The 12,934-nt window shown below is 59.3% G+C and carries 16 protein-coding genes; 8 read left to right on the top strand and 8 right to left on the bottom strand.

Translation table 11 applies throughout. The features are described 5' to 3' along the window. Nucleotides 1-50: 50 nt before the first annotated feature. From AC5Y5B_RS18625 to AC5Y5B_RS18615, 3 genes are read right to left on the bottom strand one after another with little or no spacing between them, the layout of a single operon-like run. On the bottom strand, nucleotides 51-641 hold the full coding sequence (locus tag AC5Y5B_RS18625) for a hypothetical protein (RefSeq protein ID WP_500006117.1): 591 nt from the start codon (nucleotides 639-641) through the stop codon (nucleotides 51-53). A gap of 52 nt (nucleotides 642-693) precedes the next feature. Continuing rightward, nucleotides 694-918, bottom strand: a complete 225-nt coding sequence (locus tag AC5Y5B_RS18620; RefSeq protein WP_500006116.1) for a hypothetical protein — start codon at nucleotides 916-918, stop codon at nucleotides 694-696. A 58-nt stretch (nucleotides 919-976) separates the two neighbouring features. Beyond that, complete coding sequence (locus AC5Y5B_RS18615; RefSeq protein ID WP_500006115.1) at nucleotides 977-1,261, bottom strand: hypothetical protein; 285 nt, start codon at nucleotides 1,259-1,261, stop codon at nucleotides 977-979. A gap of 403 nt (nucleotides 1,262-1,664) precedes the next feature. On the opposite strand from AC5Y5B_RS18615, the gene AC5Y5B_RS18610 reads away from it, so the two are divergent. Together AC5Y5B_RS18610 and AC5Y5B_RS18605 are read left to right on the top strand one after the other, a co-directional pair. Next, nucleotides 1,665-3,332, top strand: a complete 1,668-nt coding sequence (locus tag AC5Y5B_RS18610; protein WP_500006114.1) for an Eco57I restriction-modification methylase domain-containing protein — start codon at nucleotides 1,665-1,667, stop codon at nucleotides 3,330-3,332. A 28-nt stretch (nucleotides 3,333-3,360) separates the two neighbouring features. Then, nucleotides 3,361-4,038 carry a PaeR7I family type II restriction endonuclease gene (locus AC5Y5B_RS18605; protein ID WP_500006113.1) on the top strand — a complete coding sequence of 226 codons (678 nt, stop codon included), beginning with the start codon at nucleotides 3,361-3,363 and terminating at the stop codon, nucleotides 4,036-4,038. A 15-nt stretch (nucleotides 4,039-4,053) separates the two neighbouring features. Here the strand turns inward: AC5Y5B_RS18605 and AC5Y5B_RS18600 are convergent, their stop codons facing one another. Continuing rightward, on the bottom strand, nucleotides 4,054-4,977 hold the full coding sequence (locus AC5Y5B_RS18600) for a hypothetical protein (protein WP_500006112.1): 924 nt from the start codon (nucleotides 4,975-4,977) through the stop codon (nucleotides 4,054-4,056). Nucleotides 4,978-5,244: 267 nt separating this feature from the next. Between AC5Y5B_RS18600 and AC5Y5B_RS18595 the strand changes: the two genes are divergently transcribed. After that, nucleotides 5,245-6,126 (top strand): hypothetical protein, encoded by an 882-nt coding sequence (locus AC5Y5B_RS18595; RefSeq protein WP_500006111.1) that lies wholly within the window; start codon nucleotides 5,245-5,247, stop codon nucleotides 6,124-6,126. A 370-nt stretch (nucleotides 6,127-6,496) separates the two neighbouring features. Here AC5Y5B_RS18595 and AC5Y5B_RS18590 read toward each other — a convergent pair whose 3' ends face one another. Next, nucleotides 6,497-7,132 carry a DUF4760 domain-containing protein gene (locus AC5Y5B_RS18590; protein WP_500006110.1) on the bottom strand — a complete coding sequence of 212 codons (636 nt, stop codon included), beginning with the start codon at nucleotides 7,130-7,132 and terminating at the stop codon, nucleotides 6,497-6,499. A gap of 448 nt (nucleotides 7,133-7,580) precedes the next feature. Here AC5Y5B_RS18590 and AC5Y5B_RS18585 point away from each other — a divergent pair, with 448 nt between their 5' ends. The 3 genes from AC5Y5B_RS18585 to AC5Y5B_RS18575 are packed head-to-tail and all read left to right on the top strand — an operon-like array spanning nucleotide 7,581 to nucleotide 8,899. Continuing rightward, entirely contained in the window at nucleotides 7,581-7,985 is a 405-nt protein-coding gene (locus AC5Y5B_RS18585) for a helix-turn-helix domain-containing protein (protein WP_500006109.1), read from the top strand. Nucleotides 7,986-8,021: 36 nt separating this feature from the next. After that, entirely contained in the window at nucleotides 8,022-8,507 is a 486-nt protein-coding gene (locus AC5Y5B_RS18580) for a helix-turn-helix domain-containing protein (protein WP_500006108.1), read from the top strand. Between the two features lie 29 nt (nucleotides 8,508-8,536). Beyond that, a complete protein-coding gene (locus tag AC5Y5B_RS18575) occupies nucleotides 8,537-8,899 on the top strand; it encodes a helix-turn-helix transcriptional regulator (RefSeq protein ID WP_500006107.1) in 363 nt (120 codons plus the stop codon). Between the two features lie 92 nt (nucleotides 8,900-8,991). Here AC5Y5B_RS18575 and AC5Y5B_RS18570 read toward each other — a convergent pair whose 3' ends face one another. From AC5Y5B_RS18570 to AC5Y5B_RS18560, 3 genes are all read right to left on the bottom strand, one after another. Beyond that, nucleotides 8,992-9,510 (bottom strand): hypothetical protein, encoded by a 519-nt coding sequence (locus tag AC5Y5B_RS18570; protein ID WP_500006106.1) that lies wholly within the window; start codon nucleotides 9,508-9,510, stop codon nucleotides 8,992-8,994. A gap of 63 nt (nucleotides 9,511-9,573) precedes the next feature. Next, entirely contained in the window at nucleotides 9,574-10,548 is a 975-nt protein-coding gene (locus AC5Y5B_RS18565; protein ID WP_500006105.1) for a DUF4268 domain-containing protein, read from the bottom strand. Nucleotides 10,549-10,566: 18 nt separating this feature from the next. Next, nucleotides 10,567-11,415 (bottom strand): hypothetical protein, encoded by an 849-nt coding sequence (locus AC5Y5B_RS18560; RefSeq protein ID WP_500006104.1) that lies wholly within the window; start codon nucleotides 11,413-11,415, stop codon nucleotides 10,567-10,569. A gap of 427 nt (nucleotides 11,416-11,842) precedes the next feature. On the opposite strand from AC5Y5B_RS18560, the gene AC5Y5B_RS18555 reads away from it, so the two are divergent. Together AC5Y5B_RS18555 and AC5Y5B_RS18550 are read left to right on the top strand one after the other, a co-directional pair. Further along, entirely contained in the window at nucleotides 11,843-12,073 is a 231-nt protein-coding gene (locus tag AC5Y5B_RS18555; RefSeq protein WP_500006103.1) for a helix-turn-helix domain-containing protein, read from the top strand. Further along, entirely contained in the window at nucleotides 12,070-12,924 is an 855-nt protein-coding gene (locus AC5Y5B_RS18550; protein ID WP_500006102.1) for a DUF2637 domain-containing protein, read from the top strand. The genes AC5Y5B_RS18555 and AC5Y5B_RS18550 overlap by 4 nt, the downstream gene beginning before the upstream one ends. Nucleotides 12,925-12,934 lie beyond the last annotated feature (10 nt).

Here is a 12,934-nt window from a genome sequence, read left to right as displayed (position 1 = left end):
GATGTCATGGGGCAACGGGGGATTAATGTCGGCGGCCATTCTCGTTGCGGTCAGCGCTGGACTAACTGGGATGCCCACAGCTGACGATTGGTGTCCTCGGCTCGGAGTTGCGCCTCGTGAATCGCTGCAGAAAGACTGTCGCCACCCAGGGTGAGGGAGACGAACAAGCTTTTGCGCCATTCTCCGAGATGCCGGACCTTGAGGACCACGGAATCGCCGGTCACCAAGATTAGGAACTCGCTCTGCAAGTCCGCGCTGATGGCGTATTGGGTGTATGCACCATCGTGTTCGATGCGTTGCCCGCGCCAGACCAGCGGGCTGTACTCGCCGAGATGCGTGACGAAGTTGCCCAGCACCTGACGCGACAGCTTGGACACGCTGACTCTGCGCGCATCAGCGATGGCTTGCAGCTTCGCCTTCGTGTCGGTGGAGACGCGCACCTGGATGACCGGGGAATGCTGCTTGTCCCCGGACAGCGACTTGCCACCCGGGACGAGGTTCGCCGACTTCTCGAACTTTTCTTCGGCGATCTTAGCCGCACGCGCTTCGGTGAGCTGCTCGCCCTGAAATTGAAAATCGTCCTGGTCCAGATCGGTCTCAACGACCTCAGCAGCGGCCAGGCTCTTGGGGAACTTTCCCATGTTGTTCACTCCCTATGGGCGGGTTCAATCCCGCCGTTACCGGGTTTACTTGTCACCGCCGCCAAGCGGTGGGCATGCAGTGAATCACCGCGTATTGGTCGGAGAATCGGTCATCGGGCACTATCCCGATCTCCAATTCCACTCCCCGCGCATCCATGCCGACATACAACGCATAGTCGCCATCCTCGGAGACCAGCACCGCGTTGGCTATCGCCTCACGGATGCGGCCAGCAGCAATACGGTGCTTGCGAGCTGACCGGGTGATCCTGAACCGCATTGATCCATTATGCAATACATGCTCGGATCATTCAACGGACATGCACTACATGTTGCGGCTAGGCACGCTTTCCATGCCCCGGTAGACCACCGGACACCACCGTCATGGGCTGCTGCTGCTCGGTCCTGGCCAACTCTGCCTTGATGGCCGGGATATCCGTCTTGGCGATCATTTCGTCAACGTGAGCGAAGAACTCGGGATACCGCTCCTGCATCGCCTGCTTGTAGCGAGTAGCGGCCTCTTCCTGGGACATCTGGTGGACCGGCTGCATCGGTTCGCGCTTGGCATGCTTCGCCTGCGCGGCCTGCTTCCGTTCCTTGTGTCTTTGTCGTTTGGAAGGCATAACCCCGCCCCTTAATCTCCGGCCCACGCTGTGTGGGCACGATAAGGCGAAGCTACCCCTGGGGTGTGACACATCCTCGGCGTGTCGTGGGTGCGGCGGGCCTACCCGAGCTAGACGCGAGTGCGAAGTCGCAGGCCAGTCACCGGGTGGATGCGGCGGCGTCCAGTAGGCGGCAGCCAGCCCCGGTGGACGGGTGGAAGGTGACGCTGCCACATTCCGAGCACTCCCACGTGATGTGGTCACCACGCTAGCTGCCCGCTCGGCAACGGCTGTGTGTAGCTCGCGGTGTCCGGATTCGGTATGGAGGACCGCACCGACATTGCACGCGCGAATGATGACTGAGCCGGTCTTGTGACGTGTCGCAGCGAAGCTGATGTCATTGTCGGCTCGTAGAGTTACCGGCGTGACACTCACTGACGTTCCAGCCGTCCAGGCTTACGGTGAGGTGTTCACCCGCCGCTGGGTGGTCGAGGTTTTACTTGACCTGTGCGGATACACAACGGATCAAGACCTCGGCGCACTACACCTGGTGGAGCCCTCGTGCGGCTCCGGGGCGTTTCTTGGGCCTGCCGTAGAGCGACTGCTGGCAACCGTTTCTGTACGTGGCAACAGCTTTACCGCACTGAGCGACAGCATCCGAGCCTTCGACCTGCAATTGGGCCACGTCGAAGCGTGTCGTGCGCTATGCCGTGACCTCCTCATGGGAGCTGGGGCGGCTGAGCATGTCGCAACGGAGTTATCAAGACGCTGGGTCCAGCAAGATGACTTCCTTCTTTCGGGGGCGGACCTGTTCTCCGAGGGCGATGACACGCCAGCACCAAATGTCGTTGTCGGCAACCCGCCCTATATCCGATATGACGATCTTCCTGAGACTCTCGCAGGACAGTACCGGCGGACCTGGCCGACAATGCGTGGCCGAGGCGATATCTACGTCGGCTTCTTTGAGCGATCACTAAAAATGCTCGCCCCGGGCGGGCGGGTGGGATTTATATGCGCTGATCGCTGGATGCGGAATCAGTACGGTTCTGCCCTGAGGAAGCTCGTGGCCAGAAAGTATTCAGTCGAACACGTCTGGACGATGCACGACGTGGACGCATTTGAAACTCGCGTCTCCGCTTACCCAGCAATCACTGTCCTGTCTAACAGTGCGCAGGGTGATGTAACGGTAGCCGACACCACTGCGGATTTCGGGGCATCAAGCGCGTTCGCACTTGTCAAGGCAGCCGCAGACGAGCAGTTGAATGAATTCAAAGCCTGCGGGGTAAAAGCGCACCGGCTCGCGCACTGGTTCAATGGCGAAGACTTGTGGCCGACAGGCACACCGGCGCGACTCGCCCTCATTGAGCGTCTAAACGACCAGTTCCAACCTCTTCACGACCCTAAGACTGGCACCAGAGTGTCGATTGGCGTTGCCACGGGGGCCGATAAGGTCTACGTGACGAAAGATCCCACTGTGGCAGAAGATGACCGAATCTTGCCCCTGTCGATGGCGCAGGACCTAGTCAGCGGCACGTTCCAGTGGCACGGCAACTATTTGGTGAACCCATGGGATGAGCGCAGTTCGCTTGTGGCGCTCGACGACTATCCCCGCATGGCCAATTATCTGTCGAAGCATCCGGGGCTGCAGGACCGTTTCGTTGCCAAGAAAGATCCCAAGTCTTGGTACAGAACCATTGACAAGGTGAATGCGTCTCTAATCGACAAGCCAAAGTTGTTGCTGCAGGATATGAAAGCCCATATAAATCCGGTGTTGGAAGCGGGCGGCCACTATCCGCACCACAATCTCTACTACGTGGTGTCGGACAGTTGGAATATGGAAGTCCTCGGTGGTCTGCTGCTCGCCCGGGTAGCCCAGGCCTTCATCGAGGCGTATTGCGTGCGGATGCGGGGTGGCACCCTGCGCTTCCAGGCGCAGTACCTCAGACAGATCAGGGTCCCTGCTCCCGACGAGATCGACGCGAAAACTCAACGAGCGCTCCGGATGGCTTTCCGCAACCGGGATGTCGATGCGGCTACCCACGCGGCTGCGACCGCCTACGGCATCGATTTGGGGGAGTACGAACTTGCCTGACCATGTGCCAGAAGGTGATCCAACCCGAGTGGCGGTCTCGCTCTTTTGGACGAAGCGCACCGACCAAATGGCTGCTCTTGCTGACGGTGGCCAGGCAGGGGGCGCAGCACGGGCAGCTGGACATATGGCCGGTGTTCGTGACCTCGTCGCTTCGATCTTCATCGACGCCGGTATGCCGGAGGGATCGATTGTCTACGAACCGTTCCTGCCGGGCTATTACCGCGCTCGCAAGCGTTGGGACATGGCAGTGCGCTATAAGGGTGCGCTGGTTGCAGCCGTGGAGTTCAAAAGCCAGGTTGGCAGCGTCGGAAAGAACATCAACAATCGGTTTGAAGAAGCGCTCGGGACAAGCACAGACACGTGGGCCGCGCAAAAGAAGTTCGATGCTTACGGCGAACTTCCTCCGTGGCTGGCCTACGTTTTCGTACTCCGCGAGGACTCCGAAACGGAGAAGTCGAATCGCTCCACCAGTGCTTTGTTTCCTGCGGACCCAGTGTTCAAGGGCATGTCATACAACCAGCGGTACCAGGAAATGCTGCGCCGTTTCATGGGCGACAACATCTATCAAGCCGGATGGTTCATCACCACCAAAAACGATGCAGAGGGCAAGGTTTCCTACACAGAGCCGCTTGCGACAGCCTCCGGCAAAGCCTTCCGCGTCGCGGTTGAAGGGCGAGTCAAGTACGTTCGGAGTGTGCTGGACTAGCAGAGCCCCGCCGTCTCATGGCCCTGACGCTACGTCATTGGTCTCGAAGTACCTTCTGGCAGCCAAGATGACCCGACCCGCAATTGGCCAGTAGCTGAACTTGAATGGGCGTCTGAGTTCCCGGCTGCGGTTCCGACTGATTGTCCGTACACCGTCTTGACGGCCAAAAAGGTTGTCGAACTCGACAACGGTTGCGCAGATTTCCTCGATTTCAGGGTGCAGAATTTCGACAACGCGGCGGTTGGTCTTGACGAGTTCGCGGAATGCCTCGGTCATCATCTCCACGATGTCTGGATCTTCAGGCAATCCTTCCAGCTCCCTGCGCAAGGTAGCGTTCAAAAAGCTTCGCTGTTCCAACAAAATTGACCGATTTACCGATAGTTCGAACCAGTGGAGATCTTGTTCCTCGCGCCTGTGAGACTCCGCGCCGACTGTCACCGCGAACATCGAGTAGTGCACCATCGCATTGCGCAATTTATAGAGATAGCGGTACCCAAAACAGTTGTCGTACAGCATGGCAAATGCGGTCTTCATAGCCTCATGCTCAGGTGAATCGGCACCAAACTTGCGCTTGACGGCGATGTAGCTCTGTTCCTGATGGTGATGGATTGATGAGCACATGCCGAGCACAGCCGTGCGCAGTCGAATCGACCACTCCTCGATGTCGTCAGGCTGCACGTGTGAGATGCGGTTCTCATAAAGCGCCTTGTAAGCTTCGCCAACTTCCCTCATCATCGCTAGGCCAGCTTGACGCACGTAGGCGAACAAGTTGGAGCCGTGGATGTCATGCAAGGATTTGAGTGCGCCACTGAAGCGCTCGTAATCCGCCTTCGACAGATCGGCAACCCACTCAAACCGAACCGCCATTTCTCCGGTCGGATCGTCTTTGATGAGGATCGCGCCGGACTGGTCCTCGATGGGATTGTCGTCTTCGGTCATTCGGTCAATGGTCTCGATTACGTCGTTGGTACTTGTTGTTGGCCGGTGGCTCGCATCTGGAAGGCTCGGCGATCTCGCGGTCCGACCCAAGCACCTCCTGAATGGGCTGCGGCGACCTGCGCATCGAAATTGATTCTGGCGGCAATCGTTCGTGACGACATCGAGCGACACGCCAGCGAAGGATGGCCAGCTGTCTATCTGCTGACATTCGTGCCTGGTGTGCCGTGTTGCCCCGAGTGGCCTCCTTGGGCACCTAAGATCGCCCGCGTGGAGTTCGAAGAGGAGTTGTACGCCGAGCGCGTACGGCGCAAAGCTCAGGCGGAGCGGTTGGCGTCGGGCGAGGTGCAGTGGACAGGTCAGCTCGACAGTCGGGTTCGTATCAAGCTAAACCTCGCGTGGGAGGACCTGCTCGGACACATCGCGTTTGCCCAACTTGGCGACGAGGTCGAGGAGCGCATCGCCCGCCGAACTCTGCGATCAATCGGGTATACCCTTCGACCACGCGACATGCCGGGGGGAACAAGTAAGGCCACCAACGAACAATTGCTTTCTCTCATCGAGGCCGAGCACGAGGCGTTGACAATTTTGGCTGAAGCGGCTCACGGGTTTGCGACACCGTGGTTAGACGTGATCAAATCCGCGCCGGAGACGTTTCGAAAAGAGGTTAACCGCGCGTTCGAGGCACACCTTGTGGCCTTCCACCTGCATCACAACAGTCGGCTGGTCCCCATCGAGTCGCACGAGATGCACAACGCCGTAGTCGAGCCCACCTTGTACCTGCTACACAGTCAGCCGCATTTCGTCAGCGCAGAGGTTGCTTATCAGAATGCGCTCAGGGAACTTCGCGACCATGAATCCGGCGATGCCATCACGGATGCCGCTGCGGCACTGCAGGATGTTTTGAAGGCGCTGGGGTGCACAGGCAACGTGCTCGGCGCGCTTCTCAGCTCGGCTCGGAGCATTGGGCTGTTGAAGGGAAATGACACGCCGCTAACAGAAGCCGTAGTCAGGTCAGCCGATTGGGTCGCCGCGAAGCGAAACCTAGGTGAAGCGCATACGGGCGATCCCGACATCGATATGAGTGATGCTTGGATGGTGGTTCACGTGGTCGGCGCGCTGATTATCCGACTGTCAGAGGCGGCCCGTTAAGCATCCGGGATCAACTACAGGACCGCGCAGCGGATCGTGCGGGTTGCTAAGGAGCGCTGGAAGCGCCAGCTTGCGGGCGGCAGCTGACCCGGCGGAGCCCGGCAAAGAAACATTGGACTGGCACAGTGGGCGGCGACCGGAGCTGATTGGCCACTCGACGTTCCCGGCGTACGCAGGGAGTCACCAGCAAACGCAATTTCGACAGCACGTCTGACCCCAATTATGACCCCAACTGGATCTCGTGCAAGTAGGTGCACTGGAACGCACTCGGCTGTTCGAACTGCAGCGATGCACTCTTGTGCACACCCACGACACGCAAACCTGAAATCTGGGGGTCAAGTGGTCGCCGGGCCAGCAAAGTAGATTTGATCTATGTTTGATCCCGGAGACCAGTCTCATTAGAAACTGGCTCGGTGGAGACTACGGCCTCAGCGAACTCCTCCTTAGCGATTTCTTCCTTGGCGAGTTCCTCCTTGATGACCGCCTGTTTGGCTGCCTCCTCCCACCGGATTGAAAGCCCGCGTTTCTTCGCGATTTTCTTGGCGAGCTTCTCGAAGTTTTCGAAACTTCTCGGATCGTGCAAGCGGGTGCGGACTTCCTTTACGAACGGCTCCCAACAGGCCCAGTGGAATGTGACCGTAGAGCCAAGCGAGTCATCCACGATGCCGAACGTAATCGCGTGGTGCTTGACCAATATCGCTATGTCCTCGAAGTAGTCCGGTACTGCGAGTAGCTGCCAGTACTCCGCGTCGTTGCGGCTGCGAAGGTCCAGCATGTTTTGTTTGACTGCCTCCGGCCCACCCGCGTCGACGTAACCCCGGACTTTCCCACGCGCCCGGCGAAAAGCGGCATCGTCCCATCGCCTGGATAATTCCGTTAATGCCTGTGCATTCCTACCGTGTCGGGCTTGTCTGATCTGTGCTAGGGCGATGATTGCTGCGAGAGCGAGTACAGCCGTGGCAATGGCTGTAGTAATCTCCGCCCAGTTTGGGTTAGTTGAGTCCACTCGCACCCCAACCTTCGTCGTCAATTCCGCACCACAGCTGGCCCAGGCCAGCGTCCAGGCGGTGTGTCGAACGGGTACCACGTTAACTCAGTCCATCAGAACCTCACCGCATTTCAACCATCGTGACATCGGACCGTTTCCCTCTTATGCAGTCACAGAGACATCTCCAGTAATCTCCGTCTTGAAATTCTGTTGCTGGGAAGGGTTTTTCGGCGCGCGCAGAGTGTCCAGGCGAGTTCAAGCCCCGACAGCGGGCGCGACCCGGGGTGGCTAGGATCGCCGGTCATGTCCGATCAATTACCGGCGCTAGCCGTTCCAAGCGAAGTAGCCGAGTACCTCCATACCACTACCGCTTCGCTGGCCCAGGATCGCTATAAGGGAACCGGCCCGAAGTTCATCAAGCGAGGGAGTCGGGTCCTGTATCGCTGGTCGGATGTGTTGGAGTGGCTTGATCGCAACAGAATTCAGCGCACCGACGATTCGAGACAGCGGTATGAGCGACCCCGCTGACCGGCTCGCCCAGGCGCTGCGCGACCTCATTGACGAGGCCGTGCGAGCAGCCATCGAGCGTGAGCGGGCTACACAACCGTCTAACCGGGCTGTTGAACGCCAGACGCTGCCAGAGGCAAATCTTGATCTGTGCCCGTGGTGCAACAGGAAACATATGCGGCACCTCATTCCGCTCAATGAAGCCCGTCGGCAGCTGGGCGACATCAGCCGCACCACGTTCTACGCGCTGGTCAAGGAAGGCGAACTGTCGCTCGTCAAGATCGGCAGCCGCTCATTCATCCAAGCAGAAGACCTCGATGATTTCGTCAGGAGAAAACGCTATGACGCTTCCGGTCGAACGTAAGCTGACCACGTTGGCCCGATCCAGGCGGAGTCAGTCGTGAGTCGGCGCTACATCAGCCTCTCCGAGGCTGCCGAATACCTAGGCATAAGTACAAGGTTCGTGCGAAATCTCATTAGCGAAGGCGAGATCACTGGCTACCGCATCGGCAACTATGCGAGCCACCGAACACTCAGGGTCGACCTCGACGAGATAGATGAAAAACTGATGCAGCCGATCGGTCCGTACTGGAACGATCCCTCGGCGAGGCCCCGCAAGCGCACCAACAACAAACCCGTGCCGGACCGGGCAACGGCAGTTAAAAGGGTCGAGGAGTCCGTGGCGGTCAAGAAGGCCGCTGAGCGCAAGCCGAAACGAGTGACGTTGTGGTGCAAATGCGGTCATGGCGATGGGGCTCACGGCATGCGAAGAACGTATGGGCCTGGCGTTGACGTACCCGAGCCGAGGTACAGGTGCTGGCAGTGCGAATGCAAACAGTTCGAAGAGGACACCGAGAGGCGCAAGCGGAAACCCATGAAATCTTAGAAGTAACCATGGAGTGGTACAGAAGAGCCGTGGACGCCGCCAACCGCATCGACCCGGCACACACCTCGGCATGGAAACTAGCGACAACCTATGCCGTGCTGTCCATCGCGGAAATCCTGGCGTCTGGTGGGCCTTCTCGCTCGAAACCGAAGTCGTGTGGCGAACTCCGCTGCGCGAACGAGCAATGCGTCAAGTACCTAGAGCCGGGGACCCCAGTCAATGATCACGGCATACTCACACTCGCCGAGGTGGCCGAGATGACTCGGACGAACCCGGCCACTCTGCGGTATTGGCGTTCAGTGGGCACGGGCGGTCCGAAGTCGTTCAAGCTGGGCCGGAGGGTGATGTATCGCCGCGCTGATGTCGAAAAGTGGATCGAGGACGCACGATGACCGCTCCCGCGCAATGGGACCGACAGGAACTGCTCGGCTCCGAAACGGCTTGTCAGATTAAGCTCTTGACGATCGCGTCAAACGCTCAATCGTTATGAGCATTCGCCACCGTGATGCGTCCAGGCCCACTCACAATCAGGGTTGGTGCATAGCGCCGGTTCAAACCTAAGTTCTCGCTCGTAGCAATCCTGAGCGCCTTGAGCATTCGCTGCCTTCATCGGGATGTCAGGGTTGACGGTCCGAAATTTCGCTATCACCGTCTCCACATAGTTCCGGGTTTCAGGGGTGAGATCGTCGTCCAACACGTAGCGGTAGTGGTGAGCCTGCATACTCGCCGTCTCGTGACCGGCGTTTTTCGCACTAACCACGACGCGGATAGTCCCGCGCTTCATCTTCCGGGCGTGGTTCAGAAGCCAGTCGGCATAGTCAACTTTGACGCCCAGCCGCTCTGCGAGAAGATTACGGTCGGTGCCACCCTCTTCCAAAAACCGGACAGCCTTTCCGAATTGGTGGTCACCTGCCATCTCGTGCTGGGCTAACTCAGCCCACACTTCAGGCGTGGGTGGGAAAGCTTCGTCGAGACCTGGATTCATGCGTTCTCCCTCGGTCATCGGCTGGGACTTAATCGCACTAACAGGTGATAACGATCCGCCCGCTCGCCTCGCATGCGCCAACTATTGTGTGCCACTGTGGTCAAGCGAACCCAGCCCTCCGATTGCCTGAATCGCTCGGCGGAATCGAGCGTGCTGATCGAGCAGCCAGTCGATCATCACTGGCCATTGCTCGACCTTCGCAACGTCGTTGAAAGCCGAAGTGACGCAGACCCGGGCCGCTTTTCGGCCCGTCATCTCGTCCCACACGGCGACTTGGCCTAGGGCTTGCTCGAACTGAGCTTGTCGCGCGTGCAGCGCCTCGAAGCGGGCAGTGTTGACTTCGGGATCGGGACCACCGAAATAGAGCTGAGCCTGTAAACCCTTTTGCGTGAAATTTGACTCTAGTGAGGCCACGCTCGTCCCGGTGGGCAGGCTGTACCAGGAGTCACGTGTCGAGGTTTTTCGGTTAGTCCATCCGGGATGCTCGGAAACCACTCGGCTGCGGAATTGCTCCCAGAAGTCCCAATAAAGCTTCGACCTCTCGGTCATCGCGCCCGCCGTCGTAGCGGCCTTGACTTGCTTCTCCCAGTCGTTGGGTTCAACTGCCAACTTGAAGTTCGGCGCAGGGGCGGACTCGCCGATCTGAACAACCGCGATTTCGATGCCGAAGAATCGGGTGTCTGGGTCGGTGTGTTCGTTCAGCCAATCGAGCGCAGCGCGATGCTCGGGCCGGAATCCAGCAGTGATCCATACGATTGTTTTCGGATCGGTTCCCGCTGCGTAGGTGAGGATCTGTCCGAGGTGCGTGTGGTCAGACAGTTCGAGCTGGTTCTCGACGATAACGACACTCTCATCTGAGAGATCTCGGCCTAGTAGGTCCAACGAAAAACCCCCGATGGGGTGCTCTGCTACCTGTAGCTCAAGATCCATCCCAAGCAAGTCGCTGAGAACGTCGACGTTGTTGAGTAGCCAAGGTGTGAAGCTGTGGGCCTCATGCGGCCACACCGTGCGGGGTGCGACTGCGATCAGACGGCCTAGGTTCGGCGTTGTTTCCACGAATCCCCTTGAACGAGTTCAGGATGGAGAATTTCCGGCGCTAGTTGCAGCCGCAATCTGTTGGACGAGTGCTCGGAGGTCATCTCCGGCCATTCGGCCTAACGGCTTAAATGAGCCGTCAGGCGCTTCATTGATGTGGACATTCCGCGCCTGGCGAAGCACATTCACTGGTTTTTGCTTGTTCCACCGCTTCCACTTGAGGTCGAGAAGTGTGCGTTCAAACGAGCCTGCATAGATCGCATCCAGCTCGACGTCGCGATTCAGGAACTTCCGCCGCATGTCGTATCGCAGCACGACGACATCGGCGTAGCTAGCGGACGGCGCGCGGCACAGGGCTTCCTTGGCGGTAGCGATGACGGTGGACGCTAGCGCTCGACGGTAAAGAGCCGTTTTCTCTTTCGGGGACCGCTCTCGCACCGTCGTTCCTTGCTGAATTAGTCCTTCGGCGATCTCCGGACCGGGGAAGTGCACGACCAACGTGACGTACAGACCATCGTTGGTCATCCCAGCATCAATACAAGCTGAGTGTGAGGCGTTGTCAGCGAACGCCGCCTCGATGTTTTCTATTACCGCCGTTTGATCGTGTGCCTGGAGCAAGTCCCATCGCGCTTGGGCCTCATCGCGCGCGGCTTGCTCGCCCTCGTCGAAACGGCGCGCTCTCTTCCACCGCCTGGGGGTGGGTGGAGGCAGAGGTGGTTCCTCGCGGGGGAAGTCTTCGAGATGCAGCGTGGTGAGCAGCTCGGCGGCGCGGACACCATCTGCGACGAGCTGCTTCGCCTCAGCGCGTTCGGCAGATTCGCCGATCCATCTCGTGGTTTTGTCAATGGCCCAGAGTATTCCGGAGACTAATTCCAGACCTGTCGCCATTGCGTCCAGTCCATCGCTGACCGCGCCGAAGGCTGGTGAACCACCGGGCTTCGGCGATTGGGAGGGAGATGATCTGTGGGACGACTTAGATGACCGGCGGCTTGCGCCGCTTGTCGCTGATGCTGTTAACGGTCCGAATCCTGAGCTGATAGCGGCATTTCCGCCACCTAGATGCACTCGGGCCGCGCGGGGGCCGAGGCTGGTCCTAATGCCTGATGGCGACGCGCGAATCCGTACACCCGGGGCGATCCGAACCCCGAAGCTCATCCCCACGCCTACAAGTCTTGCAGGAGATGGTTGCCGCCGAGAGGTTCTGACTGATTTGACGTTGCCCGACGTGCGAATCAGTCGAGCTGTCGCGGCATCTGCCGGTAGGCGATACGATATAGCTTCAAAGTAATATCGCATCATTGCTATAATCAGTCGGATGATCGGTCTGGCGGACCTTCGCAGACGGGCTGGTGTCACCCAAGCGCAGCTGGCCCTGTCGCTCGGCACTAGTCAGGGGCAGATCAGCCGCCTTGAGCGCCAGGGCGACATGCTGATCAGCACCCTGACTTCCTATCTCTCGGCGCTCGGTGCCAATGCCATGGTCGTTGTTGAAGTGGGCGGTCAGACGATGACATACGACCTCACGCCCGGCAGGAGGCCGAAATGACGGGACAGACCGAAATCACCCATCGGAACCACAGCCGAGCTGTCCGGTTCTTCTGGGGCCTTCTGATTGGGGCGACTGCAATCAGCCTTCTCGGCAATGTGGCCCACGCCGTGCTGCCCTATATCTCGCGGTTCGTCGTCCAGGTCGGCGCGGCCACTGTTCCTCCCATCGCCCTCCTGGCAGCCGTGCACGGCATTGCCCTCGCCGTTCGCGCCGGGGCATCGGGCAGGGTCTACTGGTGGGCAATCAGCGCCGTTTCGGCGATCGGGTTAGGCGCATTTGCGGTGAGCTTTCTTGCGCTACGGGATCTGATGCAAGTCATCGGATACGGCCCTGCAACGGCCTGGGTTTTCCCGGCGATTATTGACACGGCAGTTGCGGTCAGCACGCTGATGCTGGTTGCACTCGGAGACAAACCAGCACGCCGCTCGCGTACAGCGACCACGTTTGTGAGCGCACAGGCTGCCACGGTGCAGGCGCTGGCCCACCTCCCATCGAAGGGTGCAAAAGCCAAGGTGAAACCGTCTGCACCAACCCGTTCACGGACGAAGTCGGTCGAGGCCGAGCGGATGCAGACCGCCATACCCGTTCAGCTCGCTTCACAGCAGGCGGTGCAGGGCTCAGCACAAACCGGGGCGGCGCAGTCGGATGCAAACCTTGCATCCGAGCTGATCGCTTCTGGTGCAACAACGCAGCCCGCCGAGACCGTGATTGCCGTACTGGCAGCGACCCGTGACGGTGCATCGATCAATGCTGCCGCCAAAGCATCGGGGATCAACTACAGGACAGCCCAGCGGATTGTTCACGCCGGAGCAGACCACCGGCAGCGGCAGCTTGCGGTGGTCAGCTGACGCTCAGCGC

The organism is Mycobacterium sp. NGS33 (assembly GCF_059812885.1).
Note: the sequence above shows the minus strand (reverse complement) of the source record. Positions and strands in the feature narration are given on the sequence as shown.